Source organism: Mesorhizobium silamurunense, assembly GCF_014843905.1.
Lineage (GTDB): Bacteria > Pseudomonadota > Alphaproteobacteria > Rhizobiales > Rhizobiaceae > Mesorhizobium > Mesorhizobium silamurunense.
Genome location: NZ_LPVS01000095.1, coordinates 38,127 through 55,966, shown reverse-complemented (window position 1 = coordinate 55,966; position 17,840 = coordinate 38,127). Strand labels below are relative to the sequence as shown.

Annotated in this window: 17 protein-coding genes; 9 read left to right on the top strand and 8 right to left on the bottom strand. The window is 66.0% G+C overall.

Annotation, left to right across the window (positions count from 1 at the left end):
* The first annotated feature begins 80 nt into the window (after window positions 1-80).
* Both AU465_RS28715 and AU465_RS28710 read left to right on the top strand, forming a co-directional pair.
* Complete coding sequence (locus AU465_RS28715) at window positions 81-1,415, top strand: dicarboxylate/amino acid:cation symporter (RefSeq protein WP_192255640.1); 1,335 nt, start codon at window positions 81-83, stop codon at window positions 1,413-1,415.
* 244 nt (window positions 1,416-1,659) lie between these two features.
* Window positions 1,660-2,241, top strand: coding sequence for a histidine phosphatase family protein (locus AU465_RS28710; RefSeq protein WP_192255638.1), 582 nt, complete (start codon window positions 1,660-1,662; stop codon window positions 2,239-2,241).
* Between the two features lie 8 nt (window positions 2,242-2,249).
* Here the strand turns inward: AU465_RS28710 and AU465_RS28705 are convergent, their stop codons facing one another.
* Window positions 2,250-3,014 carry a pseudouridine synthase gene (locus tag AU465_RS28705; RefSeq protein WP_192255671.1) on the bottom strand — a complete coding sequence of 255 codons (765 nt, stop codon included), beginning with the start codon at window positions 3,012-3,014 and terminating at the stop codon, window positions 2,250-2,252.
* Window positions 3,015-3,274: 260 nt separating this feature from the next.
* Between AU465_RS28705 and AU465_RS28700 the strand changes: the two genes are divergently transcribed.
* Complete coding sequence (locus AU465_RS28700; RefSeq protein WP_192255636.1) at window positions 3,275-4,141, top strand: ABC transporter substrate-binding protein; 867 nt, start codon at window positions 3,275-3,277, stop codon at window positions 4,139-4,141.
* Complete coding sequence (fhuB, locus tag AU465_RS28695; RefSeq protein ID WP_192255634.1) at window positions 4,134-6,182, top strand: Fe(3+)-hydroxamate ABC transporter permease FhuB; 2,049 nt, start codon at window positions 4,134-4,136, stop codon at window positions 6,180-6,182. The genes AU465_RS28700 and fhuB overlap by 8 nt, the downstream gene beginning before the upstream one ends.
* A 76-nt stretch (window positions 6,183-6,258) precedes the next feature.
* Here fhuB and AU465_RS28690 read toward each other — a convergent pair whose 3' ends face one another.
* Both AU465_RS28690 and AU465_RS28685 read right to left on the bottom strand, forming a co-directional pair.
* On the bottom strand, window positions 6,259-6,744 hold the full coding sequence (locus tag AU465_RS28690; RefSeq protein ID WP_246506508.1) for a hypothetical protein: 486 nt from the start codon (window positions 6,742-6,744) through the stop codon (window positions 6,259-6,261).
* A 113-nt stretch (window positions 6,745-6,857) separates the two neighbouring features.
* Window positions 6,858-7,298, bottom strand: a complete 441-nt coding sequence (locus AU465_RS28685) for a hypothetical protein (protein WP_192255632.1) — start codon at window positions 7,296-7,298, stop codon at window positions 6,858-6,860.
* A 361-nt stretch (window positions 7,299-7,659) separates the two neighbouring features.
* On the opposite strand from AU465_RS28685, the gene AU465_RS28680 reads away from it, so the two are divergent.
* From AU465_RS28680 to AU465_RS28660, 5 genes are read left to right on the top strand one after another with little or no spacing between them, the layout of a single operon-like run.
* Window positions 7,660-8,913 carry a sarcosine oxidase subunit beta family protein gene (locus tag AU465_RS28680; RefSeq protein ID WP_192255630.1) on the top strand — a complete coding sequence of 418 codons (1,254 nt, stop codon included), beginning with the start codon at window positions 7,660-7,662 and terminating at the stop codon, window positions 8,911-8,913.
* A gap of 13 nt (window positions 8,914-8,926) precedes the next feature.
* Window positions 8,927-9,193, top strand: coding sequence for a sarcosine oxidase subunit delta (locus tag AU465_RS28675; protein WP_192255628.1), 267 nt, complete (start codon window positions 8,927-8,929; stop codon window positions 9,191-9,193).
* Window positions 9,190-12,072: a sarcosine oxidase subunit alpha family protein gene (locus AU465_RS28670; protein WP_192255626.1), complete on the top strand. Its 2,883-nt coding sequence runs from the start codon at window positions 9,190-9,192 to the stop codon at window positions 12,070-12,072. The genes AU465_RS28675 and AU465_RS28670 overlap by 4 nt, the downstream gene beginning before the upstream one ends.
* Window positions 12,065-12,589 carry an aminomethyltransferase family protein gene (locus tag AU465_RS28665; RefSeq protein ID WP_192255624.1) on the top strand — a complete coding sequence of 175 codons (525 nt, stop codon included), beginning with the start codon at window positions 12,065-12,067 and terminating at the stop codon, window positions 12,587-12,589. Before AU465_RS28670 ends, AU465_RS28665 begins: the two co-directional genes overlap by 8 nt.
* Window positions 12,590-12,640: 51 nt before the next feature.
* Window positions 12,641-13,303 carry a TetR/AcrR family transcriptional regulator gene (locus AU465_RS28660; protein WP_192255622.1) on the top strand — a complete coding sequence of 221 codons (663 nt, stop codon included), beginning with the start codon at window positions 12,641-12,643 and terminating at the stop codon, window positions 13,301-13,303.
* A gap of 79 nt (window positions 13,304-13,382) precedes the next feature.
* Here AU465_RS28660 and dhaL read toward each other — a convergent pair whose 3' ends face one another.
* The 5 genes from dhaL to AU465_RS28635 form a co-directional block, all read right to left on the bottom strand.
* Entirely contained in the window at window positions 13,383-13,991 is a 609-nt protein-coding gene (gene dhaL / locus AU465_RS28655; RefSeq protein ID WP_192255621.1) for a dihydroxyacetone kinase subunit DhaL, read from the bottom strand.
* 5 nt (window positions 13,992-13,996) lie between these two features.
* On the bottom strand, window positions 13,997-15,004 hold the full coding sequence (locus AU465_RS28650) for a dihydroxyacetone kinase subunit DhaK (protein ID WP_192255619.1): 1,008 nt from the start codon (window positions 15,002-15,004) through the stop codon (window positions 13,997-13,999).
* Between the two features lie 213 nt (window positions 15,005-15,217).
* Window positions 15,218-15,673: a D-erythrulose-4-phosphate isomerase gene (derI, locus tag AU465_RS28645; protein WP_192255617.1), complete on the bottom strand. Its 456-nt coding sequence runs from the start codon at window positions 15,671-15,673 to the stop codon at window positions 15,218-15,220.
* Between the two features lie 10 nt (window positions 15,674-15,683).
* Window positions 15,684-16,442, bottom strand: a complete 759-nt coding sequence (locus AU465_RS28640; RefSeq protein WP_192255667.1) for a triose-phosphate isomerase — start codon at window positions 16,440-16,442, stop codon at window positions 15,684-15,686.
* 64 nt (window positions 16,443-16,506) lie between these two features.
* Window positions 16,507-17,838 (bottom strand): four-carbon acid sugar kinase family protein, encoded by a 1,332-nt coding sequence (locus AU465_RS28635; protein ID WP_192255615.1) that lies wholly within the window; start codon window positions 17,836-17,838, stop codon window positions 16,507-16,509.
* Between the last annotated feature and the right edge of the window lie 2 nt (window positions 17,839-17,840).

The window sequence follows — 17,840 nt, the reverse complement described above, 5'->3', positions numbered from 1 at the left end:
TTCCGCAGCAGCCGCGATGCTGTGGAGGTCAACTGCCCCGGGAGGTCGAGCTTCTCGATCGGGGCTGAACGGAGGATACGATGCAGACGGCAATCGCTGCCGCGGAACCGCGCGGCAAAATTCCCTTTTACCGGCATCTCTATGTGCAGGTCCTGGCGGCGATCGCCGCCGGCATCCTGCTCGGCCATTTCTATCCCGACATCGGCGCCTCGTTGAAGCCGCTTGGCGACGCCTTCATCAAGCTGGTCAAGATGGTGATCGCGCCGGTGATCTTCCTCACGGTCGCGACCGGCGTCGCCGGCGTCTCCGACCTGCATAAGGTCGGCCGCGTCGCCGGCAAGGCGATGATCTATTTCCTCGTCTTCTCGACGCTGGCGCTCATCGTCGGCCTGGTCGTCTCCAACGTTATCCAGCCCGGTGCCGGCATGCACATCAATCCGGCGACGCTCGACGCCTCGAAGGTCTCGACCTTCACCGAGAAGGCACATGACACGACCATCGTCGGCTTCCTGATGAACATCATCCCCGACACCATCACCGGCGCCTTCGCGCAAGGCGATATCCTGCAGGTGCTGTTCTTCTCGGTGCTGTTCGGCGTGGCGCTGGCGCTCGTCGGCGAGCGCAGTCGCCCCGTGGTCGATTTCCTGCAGGCGCTGACCGCGCCGATCTTCCGCCTCGTCGCCATCCTGATGAAGGCGGCCCCCATCGGCGCTTTCGGCGCCATGGCCTTCACCGTCGGCAAATACGGCATCGGCACGATCGCCAACCTCGCTTTCCTCATCGGCACCTTCTACCTGACGTCGCTGCTTTTCGTGCTGGTCGTGCTGGGCGCGGTCGCATGGTACAACGGCTTCTCCATCCTGGCGCTGATCCGCTACATCAAGGAAGAGCTGCTCCTGGTGCTCGGCACCTCGTCCTCGGAAGCCGCCCTGCCAGGGCTGATGGCCAAGATGGAACGCGCCGGCTGCAACCGCTCGGTGGTCGGCCTGGTCATCCCGACCGGCTATTCCTTCAACCTCGACGGCACCAACATCTACATGACGCTGGCAGCGCTCTTCATCGCGCAGGCGACCGACACGCCGCTCACCTTCGGGGACCAGATCCTGCTGCTGCTCGTTGCCATGCTGAGCTCCAAGGGTGCTGCCGGCATCACCGGCGCCGGCTTCATCACGTTGGCCGCCACGCTCTCGGTCGTGCCCTCGGTGCCGGTCGCTGGCATGGCGCTTATCCTCGGCGTCGACCGCTTCATGTCGGAGTGCCGCGCGCTGACCAATTTCGTCGGCAATGCGGTTGCGACCATTGTCGTGGCGCGATGGGAAGGCGAGCTCGATCAGAAGCAATTCGCCGCTGCCATGGCCGGCCAGCTGCCGGAAGAGGCAGACCTGGCGCTGTCGGGCGGTCTCCAGCCAGCCTGATCGACCGACGCAATTCCAGGAAAAGTGTCCAACGGTTTTCCGTCCGGAATTGCGCAAGCAAAGAAGCAATTCCAGGAAAAGTGTCCACGGTTTTCCGTCCGGAATTGCGCACAAACAAAAGAGGCAATCCTCCCGCGCCTGGACAGGCCGTGGCTTCCGCCGCGGCCTGTTCTTTTTGCCGTCCGCCGCCTAGGGTGGCGCGGGCCGGCATTCTGCCGGCGCATTCAACCTGTGGGGCCGGCGGATGAGCGGTGCGTTTCCCGAGATCTACCTGGTCCGTCATGGCGAGACGCAATGGAGCGCGTCGGGCAAGCATACCGGCCGCACCGACATTCCGCTGACCGCGAAAGGCGAGGAGGCTGCACGGGGTGTCGCGGACCGTCTCAAGGGCCTGACTTTCGAGGCGGTATGGTCGAGCCCGTCGCAGCGCGCCTTCGACACCTGCCGGCTCGCCGGCTTTGGTGCGAATGCGGTCAAGAAGTCCGACCTGCAGGAGTGGGACTATGGCGCCTATGAAGGCGTGACGACGAAGGAGATCCTTGCCGGACGCCCCGGCTGGAATGTGTTTCGCGACGGCTGTCCGGGCGGCGAGGCGGCAGCCGATGTCGGCGCCAGGGCCGATGCCATCATCGCCGGCCTTCGTGCCGTCGCCGGCAACGTGCTCATCTTTTCCAGCGCGCATTTCCTGCGCGTGCTTGCCGCGCGCTGGGTCAACCTTCCTTCAGAGGGCGGCGAGCATTTCGTCCTCGATACCGGCAGCCTGAGCATCCTCGGCTACGAGCACGACCTGACCGAGCCGGTCATTCGCCGGTGGAACCAGCGGTAGCTGCGGTTTCACTCGGCAAGCATCGCCAGTTCTTCGGCAGTCAGGTGCCGCGCGCTGCCCTTGGCCAGATCGCCGAGTTGCAAGCGCCCGATCGCGACGCGGACTAATCTCAGCACCTCGATGTCGAAAGCGCCGAGCAGGCGGCGGATCTGGCGGTTGCGGCCTTCGTCGAGCACGATCTCCAGCCACGCCGTTCTGCCGCCGCTGCGCAGGAGCTCGATCGAGCTCGCCGTAAGTACCTCGCCATCGACGCTGGCGCCTTCGCGAAATCGCTCCAGCATCCCCTCGTCTAGGGCGGAAGCGATCTGCACGTGATAGGTCTTGGCGACATGCGAGGCCGGGTCGAGCAAGCCGTTCGCCCAGCGCGTGTCGTTGGTCATCAAAAGCAGGCCTTCGCTCGCTTTGTCGAGGCGGCCGACCGGCGACACGAAAGGCAGCTCTAAATCGGCGAGGCAGCCATAGACGGTGCCTCGCCCTTCAGGATCGTCGCGCGTGGTGACCAGCCCGCGCGGCTTGTTGAGCATCAGATAGATTTTTCGTTCCGCGGCGACCGGCGCGCCATCAACTGTGATGCGATCGCGGTCGGGGTCGACACGCAGCAACGGGTCGCGCGCCACCTTGCCGGCAACGCGCACGCGCCCCTCGGCGATCATCAGTTCGGCCTGCTTACGTGAGCAGAATCCAAGCTTCGACAGTGCCCGGTTGAGGCTGACTTTCCCGGCGATCGGTCGTCGCGGGAGATCGGGAAGCTGTCGTACGGGCTTGTGTGTCATCGGCCGACTGATGCCATGCAGCGCCACGTATGCGCAACCTGTCAGGTTCGAATCGATCCCAGTCGAAAAACCATGACTCATTTGTTGACTATTCAACTCATGTTTCATAGTCAACCGGCCATCGCGATGGATTTCGAAAACCGGGATGTGGGAGAAGGGACAGGGATGTGACGGACAATCATCGCCTCGCCCGCGCCGTGGCATCCTGTTCGCCGGCACTCGAGACAAAAACCGGCAGGTCTCGGCGTCTGCCCTCCCGCATGACCCGGCGCGCCGCGCTTGGACTTTTTGCCTTGCCCTTCGCGGCCACTCGCCCGGTTGCTGCGACGGCAAGGCCGCCGCGCATCGTCTGTCTCGATGGCGGGCTGGCAGAGACCTTGCTGATGCTGGGCGTCAGACCGGTCGCCATCGCCGACCGCAAGGTCTGGGAGGAGTGGGTGGTCAAGCCGGCGCTGCCGCCCGAAGTCGCCGATATCGGCACCCTGCTCGAGCCCAACCTCGAATTTCTTCAGCAGCTCAAGCCGGATCTCATCCTCGGCACCCCCTATCTGGATGGCATCAAGCCGCTGCTCGAGCGTGTCGCACCGGTGACGACGATCGGCATCTATACGGAGAACGGCCAACCCTACCGCAATGCGGTCGAAGCCACGCGAAAGCTCGCCGGACTGGTCGGTAGGCGGGCCGAAGGCGAGGCGCTGATCGAAGCGACCGAGGCAAGCTTGGCAAAGGTCAGACAGGAGCTGGCGCCATTTGCGGCCAGGCCCCTCTACATCGTCTCCTTCATGGATCCGCGCAATGTGCGCGTCTATGGCCGCATGAGCCTGTTCCAGGATGTGTTCGATCGCATCGGCATCCGCAACGCCTGGACCGCCGAGACCAATTGCTGGGGGTTTTCGACCGTCGGCATCGACGGCCTGGCGACGGTGGATGACGCGCGTCTTGCCTATCTCGAACCCCTGCCCGCCGGAGCCGGCGGCACGCTGACCGAAAGCCCGGTCTGGAACGCCATGCCCTTCGTGCGCAACCGCTCGATCATGCGCCTGCCTCCCGTGCTGATGTTTGGCACGCTTCCCGCCGCTGCCCGCTTCGCGCGCGTGCTTGCCGCAGCGATGACCGCCCATGGCTGAAGGCCTCGGCAGCGTGGCGCAGAGCCGCAAGATCCCGGCCGGCGCCAAACGCCGGATTGCGGCCAGGCGCGATTGGCCGCTTGTCGCTATTCTGCTGTGCGCCACGCTCGCCGCACTGGCTGCGGTGGCAACGCTTCGCAATCTGTCCGTCCAACTGCCATCGGCGTTCTGGTTCGACGCGGCGTTCATGCCCGACATCGGCGACATGCGGCAGGTGCTGGTCCACTATGCCTTCCTGCCCAGGCTTGTCGTCAGCCTGCTCTGCGGCGCGGCATTGGGCTTGGCCGGCACGGTGCTGCAGCAGGTGCTGCGCAACCCGCTGGCCTCGCCCGATACGGTCGGCATTTCCGCCGGCGCCTATCTGGCGCTGGCGCTTGCCACGCTCGTCGCGCCCTCGCTGCTTGCCTTCGGGCGCGAATGGGTGGCGCTTGCCGGCGCCTTCGCGGCGTTGGCGGCCGTGCTTGCGCTGTCCTGGCACAAGGGCCTGTCGCCGCTTTCCGTCGTGCTCGCCGGTCTCGTCGTCGGCCTTTATGCCGGAGCGATCGGCGCAGCGCTTGTCGTTCTCAATCATGAATGGCTGGCCGGTCTGTTCATCTGGGGCGCCGGCTCGCTCGGCCAGCAGGACTGGGTGACGACGCTGTGGCTGCTGCCGCGTCTCAGCGCCGCCATGCTGGCGATCGGCCTGATGACGCGGCCGCTGACTTTGCTCGGCCTCGAGGACGACGGCGCCCGCAACCTTGGCGTGCCGCTTGGCATCTACCGCTTCGCCGGGCTCGGCATGGCTGTGGCGCTCATTGCTTTCGTCGTCGCGGCTGTCGGCGTCATCGGCTTCGTCGGCCTTGCGGCCCCGGCACTCGCCCGTATCGGCGGAGCGCGCCGGCTCGGCCAGCGGCTGGTCGTGGCGCCGCTGCTCGGTGCCGCGTTGCTGTGGGCCGCCGACCAGGCGATGCAGTTGGCGACCGGGCCGCAGGGCGACCTGCTACCGACCGGTGCCATCACCGCGCTGCTCGGCGCGCCGCTGCTGCTGTGGCTACTGCCCCGCCTCAGCCTCGGCGCCGAACTTCCGGTGCTCGCCGCGGAGCATCTGCCCAGGATACGGCGCCCTGGCATCCTGCTGGGGGCGATCGGCCTTGCCTTGCTTGTGGTTCTGGTGCTTGCCGTGTTTTGCGGACCCGGGCCGGACGGGTGGAGCTTTGCCTTCGGCGATCAAATGCGGCCTTTGCTGTCATGGCGATGGCCGCGCGTGCTTGCCGCACTTTCCGCCGGCGCCATGCTGGCGCTCGCCGGGTTGATGATGCAGCGTCTGACCGGCAATCCGATGGCGAGCCCGGAGGTTCTCGGTATCAGCGCCGGTGCCGCGCTCGGCATGGTGGTGGCGATGTTTTCCGTCTCCGATCCGGGTCGTCCCGTGCAGACCGCGGCTGCCGCCATCGGCGCCTTCGCCACCTTGCTTGCCGTGCTCGCCATCGGCCGCCGTGCCGCCTACGCGCCGGAGCGGCTGCTGCTTGCCGGCGTCGCGCTGACGGCCCTCTTCGACGCGCTGATTTTGGTGCTCACCGCCACCGGCGACCCGCGCGCCATGCTGCTCATCAACTGGCTGACCGGCTCGACCTATGGTGTCGATCAAGGCTCGGCGGTTATGACCGCGTCGGTCGCGCTTTGCCTTTTGCCGACGGCGCCCTTGTTCGTCCGCTGGCTCGACATGCTGCCCCTGGGCACGCCGGCGCTGCGCGCGCTTGGCGTCGATGTGGCCGGCACCCGGCTCCTGGTGCTGCTGACGGTTGCCGTATTGACCGCCGCCGCCACCCTGATCGTCGGTCCGCTGACCTTCATCGGCCTGATGGCGCCGCATCTCGCCCGGCGCCTCGGCCTTGCGCGCGCCTTGCCGCAGGCCGTCGGCGCCGTGCTTGCCGGCGCGCTGATCATGGTCCTGGCCGACTGGATCGGCCGCATAGCCATCTTCCCGCGCCAGATTCCGGCCGGCCTCGTTGCCACGCTCATCGGCGGTCCGGTGCTGATGTGGCTGTTGCGCCGCCGCTGACAGTCAATCGGACGGCGCAGGCAGCCGGGTGGAGTAGAGCCGGCCTTTGGAGGAGCGGCAGCCGGCGCGTTGCGGGTCATGGTTCCGGCGGAGCGCTCAACCGCCGGTAAGGGACGCCGTCGAAGGTTGCGGTCACGAAGCTCTTGACCGACATCTTGCGCTTGCGGCCGTCGCTGCAGGCATAGACCGGCCAGCCGGCCTCGCTGCACTCGCTGGCCGCGCAGATGCGGGCAAGGCAGTTGCCGACGGTCAGCCGGAAGCCGCCTTTGCCGGAGAAGCCCTGCAGCAGGCTGCCATCGGCAGAGCGCCATGTCCGCTGGCGAAACTCCGGTCGCAAAGTCAGGGGTTCGAGAGGGGCGGCGAGGTTGGCCGTGCCAGTGCGCGCCATGAGCTGAAGACGGTAGCGGGCCATCCCGGTCGTATAGGCGGTCACAAGATCGGACTCATCCAAATAGGCGGCCGCCAGATCGGAGTGGTCGAAGAGATGAGCCGGCCGCTCGCCTGCTTCTGTCGGTCCCACCAGGGCAACAAGGGCGACAAGGGCCAGGCAAGCGCGCAACATCTCGATTTCCAGCAGCCATGCATCTTCGGCGTGCCAGCGCCCCGGCTGCCTTCCCACACCATCCCGCCAATTGCTGCGTGGTGCAAGCTGGCGCGAGAGATAACCGGAACGTCTCAGCCGCTGGAAGAGGGCGGCAGCTCGAACAGGGTCGCGCCGTTCTCCCGTCCTCGCTCGATATAGCCGATGACCCGGAACCATTTCGCGACGTCCGGTTCATTGAGCCAGCTGCGCGAGTGTACGGGCAGGTTGCCGGCAAGCGCCTGGATATGGCGGATGTGACGCCTGCAGAAGCGAACGGTTGCGGCTCTGAAGAAATCCTCCTGTGCGGCAAACAGCGTGTCGGCCGCGTCGCCATGCTCATGCCAGGCGATGATGGCGACGGCCTTGTCGCCTTCGACCAGCGCATGCGCCCGGCCTTCCTTCAGGTTCATCATCAGATTGTCGTAAGCGGCCTTGCTGTCCTTGCCGGCCGCCAGGTACTCGTCCGACATTCGCTTGGACAGGCCGCGGAAAACATCCTCGAGGTCTCCGACCGTCGCTGCGCGTGCTCTCATTTCTCCTCCTGACAGCCCGGCAGGCAGTTTGCCCTATCGATGGGGGATCACCAAGCAAATGAAATCCGCCATCGGCCCGACGCGCGCAAACGCATTTCACTCGGGTCCAGATCGCCGGTGCCGTGCTCGTGCGACGCGCGGGCTCGATTGCCTAATGGACACAGGTGTCCATTCAAGATAAGTTCGCGCCGCGCGAAGGTTGACGGCCTTCGTCGATCCGCGGCGGGACGGAATGGATCATGGATTTTCGAGGGCGGGGCGAGTTGATAGCGTCGGTTTGGCAATACGCCGCTGACGCGGCGTCTCAATGCCCCTTCGCACCGATGCAACATCGGTCACGTGACGATGCGGGCTTGAGTTCATGACAAGACACTATTCAGCGCTTTCACTTTTCAAGGAAGGCGTCGCCGGCCAGACCGGCTGGGAAAAGGCCTGGCGCTCGCCCGAGCCGAAGCTGCGTTACGACGCCATCATCATCGGCGGCGGCGGCCACGGCCTCGCTACGGCGTACTATCTCGCCAAGAACCACGGCGTCACCAACGTGGCGTTGCTCGAGAAGGGCTGGATCGGCGGCGGCAACACCGGCCGCAACACCACCGTGGTGCGCTCGAATTATTTCTATCCCGAAAGCGCGGCGATCTACGGGCTGGCCCACAGCCTCTACAAGACCCTGTCGAAGGACCTGAACTACAATGTGATGTTTTCCGCGCGCGGCATCCTCACCCTCGCGCACAGCGAAGCGGCAATGGAAACCGCGACGCGATCCGTCAACGCCATCCAGGTCAATGGCATCGATTGCGAATTGTTCTCGGTCGAGGACGTGCGCCGCGTCGTGCCGATCTATAATTTCGGCCCGGACGCCCGCTATCCGGTCTATGGCGGCACATGGCAGCCGAGCGGCGGCACTGCCCGCCACGACGCCGTCGCCTGGGGTTACGCGCGCGCGGCAAGCCGTCTCGGCGTCGACATCATTCAGAACTGCGAGATTGCCGATTTCATCGTCGAGGATGGACGTTGTCGCGGCGTCGTCACCACGCGCGGCGCGATCCGGGCCGAGCGCACGGGCATGGCCGTGGCCGGCCATTCGTCGGTGCTGGCGGCGAAAGCGAGATTTCGCCTGCCCGTCAATTCCTATGCGCTGCAGGCCTGCGTATCCGAGCCGGTCAAGCCGATCCTCGACACGGTGGTGATCTCACCGGACACGGGCGTCTATGTCAGCCAGTCGGACAAGGGCGAACTCGTCATCGGCGGCGCGCTCGACCGCATCCCGTCCTATGGCCAGCGCGGCAACCTGCCGGTGCTGGAAGGTGTGATCGCCGGCATGCTCGACATGTACCCGATCTTCGGCCAACTGAAGATGATGCGCCAATGGGCTGGCATCGTCGACGTGGTTCCGGATTCCTCGCCCATCATCGGCGAATCACCGTTGCCCGGCCTCTTCCTCAATTGCGGCTGGGGCACTGGCGGCTTCAAGGCGATTCCCGCCGGCGGCACGCTGCTTGCCCATCTGCTTGCCACCGGAAGGCACCACGACATCAGCCGGCCTTTCGATCTTGACCGCTTCGCCCGCGGCCGGCTGATCGACGAGGCTGCCGGCTCCGGCATTGCCCATTGAAGGTGTAGAAAAGATGCAGCTCTTTCCCTGTCCGTTCTGCGGGCCGCGCGAAGAAAGCGAGTTTCACTATGGCGGCGAGGCCGGCAACCTTAGACCCGACGGCGATGTGACGGCCGAGCGCTGGGCCGGCTATCTCCATATGCGCGACAATCCGAAGGGGCCGAGCCGCGAGATCTGGATGCACCTGACCTGCGGCGAGTTCTTTGCGATGAGCCGCGACAGCGTCAACCACAAGGTCTCGGGTTCCTCTGTGCTCGGCGAAACGGAGCACGGCGCATGAGCGCGTCGCGTCTCCCCAATGGCGGCAGCGACATCGATCGCGCCCGTCCGCTGACCTTCACCTTCGACGGCCGAAGCGTCGAGGGCTTCGCCGGCGACACGATCGCCTCCGCGTTGCTGGCGAGCGGCCAGGCGATCGTCGGCCGCAGCTTCAAATATCATCGGCCGCGCGGCATCTGGGGTTCCGGCGTCGAGGAGCCCAACGCACTGGTCGATGTCGAGAGCGACGACGGCCGCGTGCCGAATGCGCGGGCAACGACCGAGCCGGCGAGCGATGGAATCGTCGTCAAGAGCGTCAACGCGTCGCCGACGGCGCTGGCGGACCGCAACGCGGTGCTCGACCGCGTTGCCCGCTTCCTGCCCGCCGCCTTCTACTACAAGACCTTCATGTGGCCGGACTGGCATCTGTTCGAGCCGCGCATCCGCGCCATGGCCGGACTTGGTGTCGTCGACCGCGATTGGAAGCCGCGCCAGGTCGCGGACCAGATCAACCACCATTGCGACGTTCTGGTGGTCGGCGCCGGACCGGCAGGCCTCGCCGCGGCTGCCGGCGCTGCGGCGGCCGGGCACTCGGTGGTCCTGGTCGATGACAGGACGCATCCCGGCGGATCGCTGCGCCACCGCGCGGGCGAAGTCGACGGTGTCGAGGGGACGGCGTGGGTCGAGGCAACGGTCGCCAAGCTGAAGAGCGGCGGCCAGCTCGTGCTGAGCGATACGACCGCATTCGGCCTATACGATCACAATCTGGTCGCGCTCAATCAGCGGCATCGCGACGGCCGGCCGGACACGCTGTGGCGCGTGCGGCCGCGCCGCATCGTGCTGGCGACGGGGGCGATCGAGCGGCCGGTTCCGTTCGCCAACAATGACCTTCCAGGCATACTTTCCGCCGATGCCGCATTTGCCTATCTGCGCCGGCACGGCGTGCTTGTCGGCCGGCAGATCGTGGTCGCCACCAACAACGACAGCGCCTATGAGCCGGCTTCGGCGCTCGCCGCGGCCGGCGCTTTGGTGACGGTGGTCGATTGCCGGCGCGACGGCGGCGCGCAAGCGAAGACAGGTATTCGCGTCCTGGCGGGGCGCACGATTGCGGCGGCACGCGGGCGCAATGCCGTCCAGGGTGTCCTGCTCGATGACGGCACGGCGCTCGCGGCTGACTGCGTGCTCGTCTCCGGCGGCTGGACACCCACGGTGCACCTGTTCTCGCAGGCGAAGGGCGAGCTCGCCTGGAGCGATCAACTGGCGGCTTTCGCTCCGGGGGAGGCTGTGGACGGGATCGGCGTGGCCGGCGCCATGGCCGGCACGGTCTCGCTTTCCGAGACCTTGGCCAGCGGCGTGTCGGCCCTCGATGCGTTCGGTTCCTCTTCTTCGCCAGCGCCCCGCAACACAGGAGCGGAAGCAACGCTGGGCGTTGTCAGCCTGTGGCCGAAGCCCAAGGCCAAAGGCCGCGTCTGGATCGACTACCAAAGCGATGTCACCGCCAAGGACGTCGAGCTTGCGGCGCGGGAGAATTTCGTCTCCGTCGAGCACCTGAAGCGCTACACCACGCTCGGCATGGCGACGGACCAGGGTAAGACGTCGAACCTGAACGGCCTGGCGCTGCTGGCCGAAATTACCGGCCGCGCCATCCCCGAGGTCGGCACCACCACTTACCGGCCGCCATTCACGCCTGTGCCGTTTGCAAGCCTGGCGGGAACGCGCCGGGGAAGCATGCACGCCCCGGTCCGCCGCTTGCCGCTGGAGGCAAACCATCGCGCAGCGAACGGGGTGTTCCAGGAATATGGCGGCTGGCTGAGGCCAGCCTTCTATGGAAGCGGCGAAGCCGGGGCCGCGATCCAGGAGGAAGCGCGGCGCGCCCGGCAGTCCGTCGCGCTCTTCGACGGCTCGACGCTCGGCAAGATCGATGTGATCGGCCCGCGCGCGGCCGAATTGGTCGACTTCATGTACTACAACACCATGTCGACCTTGAAGCCTGGCCATTGCCGCTATGGCTTCATGCTGTCGGAAAATGGCGTCGTCTTCGATGACGGCGTTCTGGTACGTCTCGACGAGCACCGCTTCATCGTCTCCTGCTCGTCGTCGCATGTCGCCGCCGTCCATGTCCGGCTGGAAGAATGGCGGCAGGATCGTTTCGGTCGCGACGCGGTCTATATCCACAACGCCACCGCGCAATACGCCACTTTGACCGTCTCGGGTCCGAATGCGCGCGGGCTCGTGGAGGCGCTCGACCTGGGTGCCGCGCTGGACGATGCCAGCCTGCCGCACATGGCCGTCGCCACCGGCCGCTTTGCCGGCGACGAGGTGCGCATAGCCCGGGTCTCCTTCACCGGCGACCGAAGCTACGAAATCTCCATCCGCGCCGACCGGGCCGAGGCGCTATGGGAGCGGATGCGACAGGAGGGCCGCGCGTTCGATGCCGTTCTGCTCGGCCTCGAATCGCTAATGATCTTGCGCGCGGAGAAGGGGTACATCGTCATCGGCAAGGACACCGACGGCAACATCATGCCGCACGACCTGGGCGTGGCGGGGCCGCGCACCAAACGTACCGGTGAGTACGTCGGTCGGCGCTCGCTTTTCACCGAGGCGGCGAACAGGTCCGATCGCGATCAGCTTGTCGGCCTCACGGTCCGCGACGGCGAGGCGCCGCTGGCGACCGGCGCCCATGGCGTCGAGAAAAGCGGGGGCCGCCTCCGAAGCGTCGGTTTCGTCACCTCCAGCTATCATAGCCCGACCCTGGGGCGCCCGGTTGCCCTGGCGCTCATCGAACGGGGCGCCGCGCGGCACGGCGAGACGATCGACGTTCAGCATCTCGGCGTTGTGCGGCAGGCCACCATAGTCGCGCCCTGCGCCTTCGATCCGGAAGGGAGCCGCCTGCATGCGTAACCTTGCCGAAAAGTGGCTGGCGGTGCCCGACTTCGCCATCGCGACGCCGAACAAGGATGGTGTGACCGTGCGGACGGTTGGCGGGCTGAACCAGCTTCTGGTCAGCGGCGACCTGACCGCCTGGGCGCAATCATCCAGTCTCGTGGGTGAGGGCGTCGGAGCCGGCGCGGTTGCCAGCGGCGATAAATACATGGTCCGGATTGCGCGTGATCGCATTCTTGCCGTCGGCGAACGGCCATTCCCGATTGCGGCCGGCTGGCATGAGGCCGGGTTCGCGGTCTCGGTCATGGATGCGGGGTTCCATGTGTTCGAGATCGAGGGACCGAAATTGGACAATCTGATCGCGCGGGGCACAGCGCTCGATCCGAGGCCGGCAAGTCGCTCGGCCTCGATCCTTTTCGCCGGCGTCAATGTCCTTTTCTACCGGTTCGGTAACGCCGATCGTGCGCGTCTCCACGTCGACCGGGGCCTCGCGCCTTATCTGTGGGAATGGCTCGAACAATCGCCAGCATTGTAGCGGTTCGGTTTCAGGTCTATCTAGCCGCGGTTAAATTTTGTCTGGCTCGCTATGCTCTCCGATTCCAGTGTTGAAGACGTCGTGCGACGGTCCGGTCTGATCGGCAACACCAAGGTGACGCGCGAGGACTGGATGAAGCTCGCGCTGGAGACGCTGATCTCCGAGGGGGTTGAGGCGGTGCGCGTGCTCGCGCTCGGGCAGAAGCTGAACGTCTCCCGCTCGAGCTTCTACTGGTATTTCAAGAGCCGCCAGGATCTGCTGGATCAGCTTCTGGACTATTGGCGCAACAACAACACCCGTTTCATCGTCGAGCAGGCGGGCCGGCCCGCCGCGTCGATAACGCAGGCCGTGCTCAATGTCTTCGAGTGCTGGCTGGATGAATCGCTGTTCAATCCGCGCTTGGATTTCGCCGTGCGCGCCTGGTCGCGCCAGTCCGCCAAGGTCCATCGTATCGTGACCGAGGAGGACGATGCGCGGGTCGACGCCATCCGGGCGATGTTTTCGCGGCACGGTTACGCGGACACGGAAGCCTTCGTGCGGGCGCGCGTGCTGTACTTCACGCAGATCGGCTACTACTCGCTCGAGATCGTCGAGCCGGTAAGCGACCGTCTTTTCCTGACGCCGGCCTACCTGCTCACGCACACCGGCAAGGAACCTCGCGAGGGCGAGGTGGAGGCCTTCGCCGAAAAGGTACGGCTGCGAACCCGCAATTGAGCGGAACCGGACTGACACGACCCTGGGGAACGCCACGCGCCGCCGCCTTCCTTGGTTGAGGACCCGGCCGGCAGACGGCCTAAGCAGTCTTCATCGCATTGCAGATTTCTTCGACCAGCATTGCGGCCGAAACCGAGCCTGGGTCCGGATGGCCCAGCGAGCGTTCGCCGAGACGCGCGGCGCGGCCGACGGTCGCGATCATATCGCGTGTCGCCTCCGCGCCCTGGCGGGCAGCGGCGGCTATGGCATCGGCGTTCTGGCCATTGATTGCCGCGTCCGCGGCGGGAGCCCAGGCATCGAGCATTGTCTTCTGGCCGGGTTCCGCCTTGCCACGCTGGACGATGCCGTCGCGCATCGCCGCAATGACGGTCCGCAACTCGCCGCTCGGCATCGATCCGCGCGGACCCGCGGCCTTGCCGGCGCGCAGAAGCGCGGTCGCATAGAGTGGTCCGGAGGAGGCGCCGACCGCGTTGAGAAAGCCTTTGGCGGCGGCATTGAACACATCCTGCAGCGTGCCCTCGGCGGCTTGGGCTGCATCGGCCGCGGCCTTCATGCCTTGCTCCATGGCGATGCCGTGATCGGCGTCGCCGATCACACCGTCAAGCGCGCAGAGCCTGTCGCGCTCCGTCGCCATTCGCGCGGAGAAGGCGCCGAAAAGGGTTTTCAAATCCCCGGTCGTAAACTCCATCTCGCTCAGCTCCGGAACATGGCGCAGTCGCAGGGATGGTCGATCATGCGCTGCAATTCGTCATCGAGATGCATGACGGTAATCGAGGCGCCGGCCATGTCGAGCGACGTGCAGTAGGGGCCGACAAGCGTCTTGTGGACGACCAGCCCGGCAGCCTTCAGGCGTTCCGCGATCCGGGCGTTCAGGATGTAGAGTTCCATTAGCGGCGTCGCGCCGAGCGAGTTGACCAGCACCGCGACACGATCGCCGGCCGGCGCCTTCATTTCCGCCAGGATCGCGTCCATGATTTCGTCGGCGACATCGTTGGCCGAACGCAATGGTCCGCGCCGCACGCCGGGCTCGCCATGGATGCCCATGCCGATCTCCATCTCGCCAACGGGGAGGTCGAAGCTTGGCCGCCGCGTCTGCGGCAGGGAACAGGACGAGAGCGCCACGCCCATGGTGAAGGTGCGGTCGTTGGCGTGACGGGCGATCCGCTCCACCTCGTCCAGCGGCATCATCATGTCGGCGGCCGCTCCAGCGGCCTTGAAGATGAACACGTTGCCGGCCACGCCGCGGCGCTTTTGCCGTTGGTCGCGTGGCGCCGACGCGATGTCGTCGGTGGTCAGCACCGTGCGCGCCTCTATGCCTTCCATCTCCAAAAGCTCGGCGGCCATGTCGAAATTCATCACATCGCCGGCATAGTTGCCATACATGAACAGGACGCCGGCACCGCCGCTCGCGGCCATTGCCGCGTCGACCGCGGGCTGCGGCGGCGGCGAGGCGAAGACGTTGCCGATCGCTGCGGCATCCGCCAGGCCCTTGCCGACATAGCCGAGGAAGGTCGGCTCATGGCCGGAGCCGCCGCCGATTATCAGCGCCACCTTGCCGGTCCGCGGGCCATGTTTGGCGACGACGGCACGCGGCGCGTTGTCCGGACGCCAGAGATGCTCGGGATGCGCGGCGATGATGCCGACCAGCATTTCGTCGACCGCCGCATTGCCGTCATTGATCAGCTTCTGCGTCAGGCTCATTTGCGTCTCCCTGCATCGTCTTCGGCCATGAGACTAAAGCATGTCTTCCGAAAGTGGGAACCGGTTTCGGGACAAAGACATGCGTGAAATCAAAAGCTAAAGCGCATGGAGCGAATCCGAAGGATCGCGACGCGCTTTTTAGAGCGTTTCGCAGCGGCGTGGAAACGTTCTTCTTCTGGTCCAGCCAAGCTCGCGAAGCGGGAAGTATCGCGGTCAGCGAGCGTTGTACTTGGCGTCGACCCGATCGATGGCGGCGACGTTGCCGGCCGATCGCCCTTTCGGATCGAACGTCTCCTTGAGGAAGGCATCGGCGATCGACTTCGCCAGTTCAGGCCCGATCACCCGCGCTCCCATGGTGATGATTTGGGCATTGTTCGACAGCGCGGCGCGCTCGGCCGAGTAAGTGTCGTGGGTGAGCGCCGCGCGGATGCCCGGCACCTTGTTGGCCGAGATGCAGACGCCGATCCCCGTGCCGCAGATCAGAATGGCGCGGTCATATTTGCCGGCCAGCAGGTCGCTCGCGACCCGGTCGGACAGATTGGCGTAGAACGGGTCGGGGCCGGTTTCGGTGTGCGACACTTCCGACACTTCGTGCCTGTCCTTCAAATGATCGGCCAGAACCCTGGCCAGGCCTTCGCCGGCGCTGTCCCCTGCAACCGCGAGCTTCATGATCGTCTCCTCATAGTTTGGCGGCGCATCTGGACAGGATGTCGAGGTAGCCCTCGACCTGCCAGGCGGCGCGTCCGATGAACAACCCGTCGATATGCGGGCATGCGATGAGTTCGGCGCAATTGTCCTGGTTGACCGAACCGCCATAGAGGCAAGGGACGCGGCGGCCGAGCACGTCCTGTGCGGCAGCGATGATCTCCGCCTGGCGCGCGTCGGCGTAGTCCGAGGTCGCCGGAATGCCGTTGACGCCGATTGCCCAGACCGGCTCGTAGGCAAGCAGGATCGGCGCCCGCTTCTGCGGGGCGCTGAGTTTGGACAGCGCGCCGCGCACCTGCCTGTCGAGGACATCGTGGGCGAGGCCGGCCTCGCGCTCGGCCAGCGTCTCGCCGATGCAGATCAAAGGAGTCAAGCCGTGGCGTATGGCGGCCTCGGTCTTGAGGCCCACGGTCTCGTCGGTTTCGCCGAAATGCTCGCGGCGTTCGGAATGGCCGAGCTCGACGATGTCCAGATTGCAATCCTTCAGCATCACCGGCGAAATCTCGCCGGTCCATGCGCCTTCGTCGGCCCAATGCATGTTCTGGGCTCCGACCTTGACGGACGTATCCTTCAGCATCGCCTTGACCTCACGCGCCGCCGTAAAGGGCGGGATGACGAAGCGCTGGACACGCGGGTCGCCTTCCGGGTCGGCAAGCAGGCCGCTGGCGAAGGCGTGCGCCTCCGCGAGCGCCTTGTTCATTTTCCAGCTTGTGCCGATCCAGACTTGAGGCATCTGTGTCATTGGTCAGTCCCCTGGCCACAGCGAGCCGAATGCGGGTGAGTGCGGCATGGCGCTATCAACCGCCGAGACCGTCACGGATGGTCGAGAAATAGCGATCGGTACCGACCTGCCCGCCCTTCAGCGCCACCTCCAGCCCGTCGATTGCGGCGATGCTCGAATGGGCGACGCACAGCGGCGAGCCGGGCGACGCCGGCAGCGGCATCCTGACCGTCAGCGCGTCGACGCCCATCTGGCCGAGCGCGTGGCTCGACGTATCGCCGCCGGCGATAATCACGCGCTTCAACTCCTGGTCCACGGTCAATGCGCGCAGCAGTTCGCCGAGGCCGCGGCCGAGCTTGTGGCGGGCGCCCTCCTGGCGGTCGATCTCGGCGCCGCGGTCGGCGGCGGGGCCAAGCGCCGTGTAGAGGATCACGCTGCGCCCGGCCTCGAGGCTGGCCTTGCCGGCCGCCGCAGCGCGCGCGATCGCCTTGTCGGAACGCTCCGAGACCAGCTCGACCGGATCGACCTCGACGCCGTCGAACCCGTCGTTCATCGCATGGCGGATCTGCCGCTCCGTCGTCGGCGAGCAACTGCCCGACACCACCGCGATGCGGTCGGCTGCACCCGGGGGCGAGAAGCTGCCCCCGCTGCCCGGAGCCCTGTCACCAGCCCACTCGGAAAGCAGCGCGTATTCGATGCCGGAGGAACCGACGACGAAGTGTCCGCCTGGTGTTCGGGTGCGCCATATTTCCTTGCCGGCCAGCGCCTGGCTTTCGGGGCTGTCGACATCGATAAGCAGGATCGCCACGCCGGCGGCCAGCCTGTCGAAGACAACAACCCGGCCCGGCGAGCGCAGCGTCGCCAGGTCGAGCAGTCCCGAGGCCAGGTTCGTCTGGCGCGACAGATGCACCAGGAGGTCCGATTCATCCATCGGCGTTGCCGGGTGGCGGCTCATCACCGGGTGGCGGTCGATGCGGTAGTATCTGTCGCGATAGGCCGCGAAGAGATGGCCGAATGCGGTGTAGCGCTTGAGCTGCGGCGCGCCGACCACCAGCGGCACGCAGTCCTGCGCGAATACCGTGCAGCCGATTTCGATCGCTCGGCCGATGCTGCCGATCGTCGGGCTGGAATCGAAGGTCGAGCAGACCTTGTAGTGGCAGATCTCGGCTTCAAGCGTCTTCAGCCAGATGAAAGCGTCCTTCAGATGCGTGTCCATCCATTGCGGCGTTTCGCTGCGGCTGGTCCCGGCGAGCCCCACGGCACGGCAATGCGCGAAGCGCGCCATCAGTCCGGCATCCGGCTTGCGCATGAAAAGCACGGTCGGCACGCCGCCAAGCTCTAGCGCTTCCATGACGTCGGTCGAGCCGGTGAGGTCGTCGCCATAATAGCTGAGGAGCAGGTTCTGCATGT

Coding starts and splice junctions, on each gene's coding strand:
- AU465_RS28665 (WP_192255624.1), top strand. CDS start 12,065: ATGCGTAACCTTGCCGAAAAGTGGCTGGCGGTGCCCGACTTCGCCATC.
- AU465_RS28690 (WP_246506508.1), bottom strand. CDS start 6,744: ATGTTGCGCGCTTGCCTGGCCCTTGTCGCCCTTGTTGCCCTGGTGGGA.
- AU465_RS28670 (WP_192255626.1), top strand. CDS start 9,190: ATGAGCGCGTCGCGTCTCCCCAATGGCGGCAGCGACATCGATCGCGCC.
- AU465_RS28660 (WP_192255622.1), top strand. CDS start 12,641: ATGCTCTCCGATTCCAGTGTTGAAGACGTCGTGCGACGGTCCGGTCTG.
- dhaL (WP_192255621.1), bottom strand. CDS start 13,991: ATGGAGTTTACGACCGGGGATTTGAAAACCCTTTTCGGCGCCTTCTCC.
- AU465_RS28700 (WP_192255636.1), top strand. CDS start 3,275: ATGACCCGGCGCGCCGCGCTTGGACTTTTTGCCTTGCCCTTCGCGGCC.
- AU465_RS28650 (WP_192255619.1), bottom strand. CDS start 15,004: ATGAGCCTGACGCAGAAGCTGATCAATGACGGCAATGCGGCGGTCGAC.
- AU465_RS28685 (WP_192255632.1), bottom strand. CDS start 7,298: ATGAGAGCACGCGCAGCGACGGTCGGAGACCTCGAGGATGTTTTCCGC.
- AU465_RS28640 (WP_192255667.1), bottom strand. CDS start 16,442: ATGCCTCAAGTCTGGATCGGCACAAGCTGGAAAATGAACAAGGCGCTC.
- derI (WP_192255617.1), bottom strand. CDS start 15,673: ATGAAGCTCGCGGTTGCAGGGGACAGCGCCGGCGAAGGCCTGGCCAGG.
- AU465_RS28635 (WP_192255615.1), bottom strand. CDS start 17,838: ATGCAGAACCTGCTCCTCAGCTATTATGGCGACGACCTCACCGGCTCG.
- fhuB (WP_192255634.1), top strand. CDS start 4,134: ATGGCTGAAGGCCTCGGCAGCGTGGCGCAGAGCCGCAAGATCCCGGCC.
- AU465_RS28715 (WP_192255640.1), top strand. CDS start 81: ATGCAGACGGCAATCGCTGCCGCGGAACCGCGCGGCAAAATTCCCTTT.
- AU465_RS28680 (WP_192255630.1), top strand. CDS start 7,660: ATGACAAGACACTATTCAGCGCTTTCACTTTTCAAGGAAGGCGTCGCC.
- AU465_RS28705 (WP_192255671.1), bottom strand. CDS start 3,014: ATGACACACAAGCCCGTACGACAGCTTCCCGATCTCCCGCGACGACCG.
- AU465_RS28710 (WP_192255638.1), top strand. CDS start 1,660: ATGAGCGGTGCGTTTCCCGAGATCTACCTGGTCCGTCATGGCGAGACG.
- AU465_RS28675 (WP_192255628.1), top strand. CDS start 8,927: ATGCAGCTCTTTCCCTGTCCGTTCTGCGGGCCGCGCGAAGAAAGCGAG.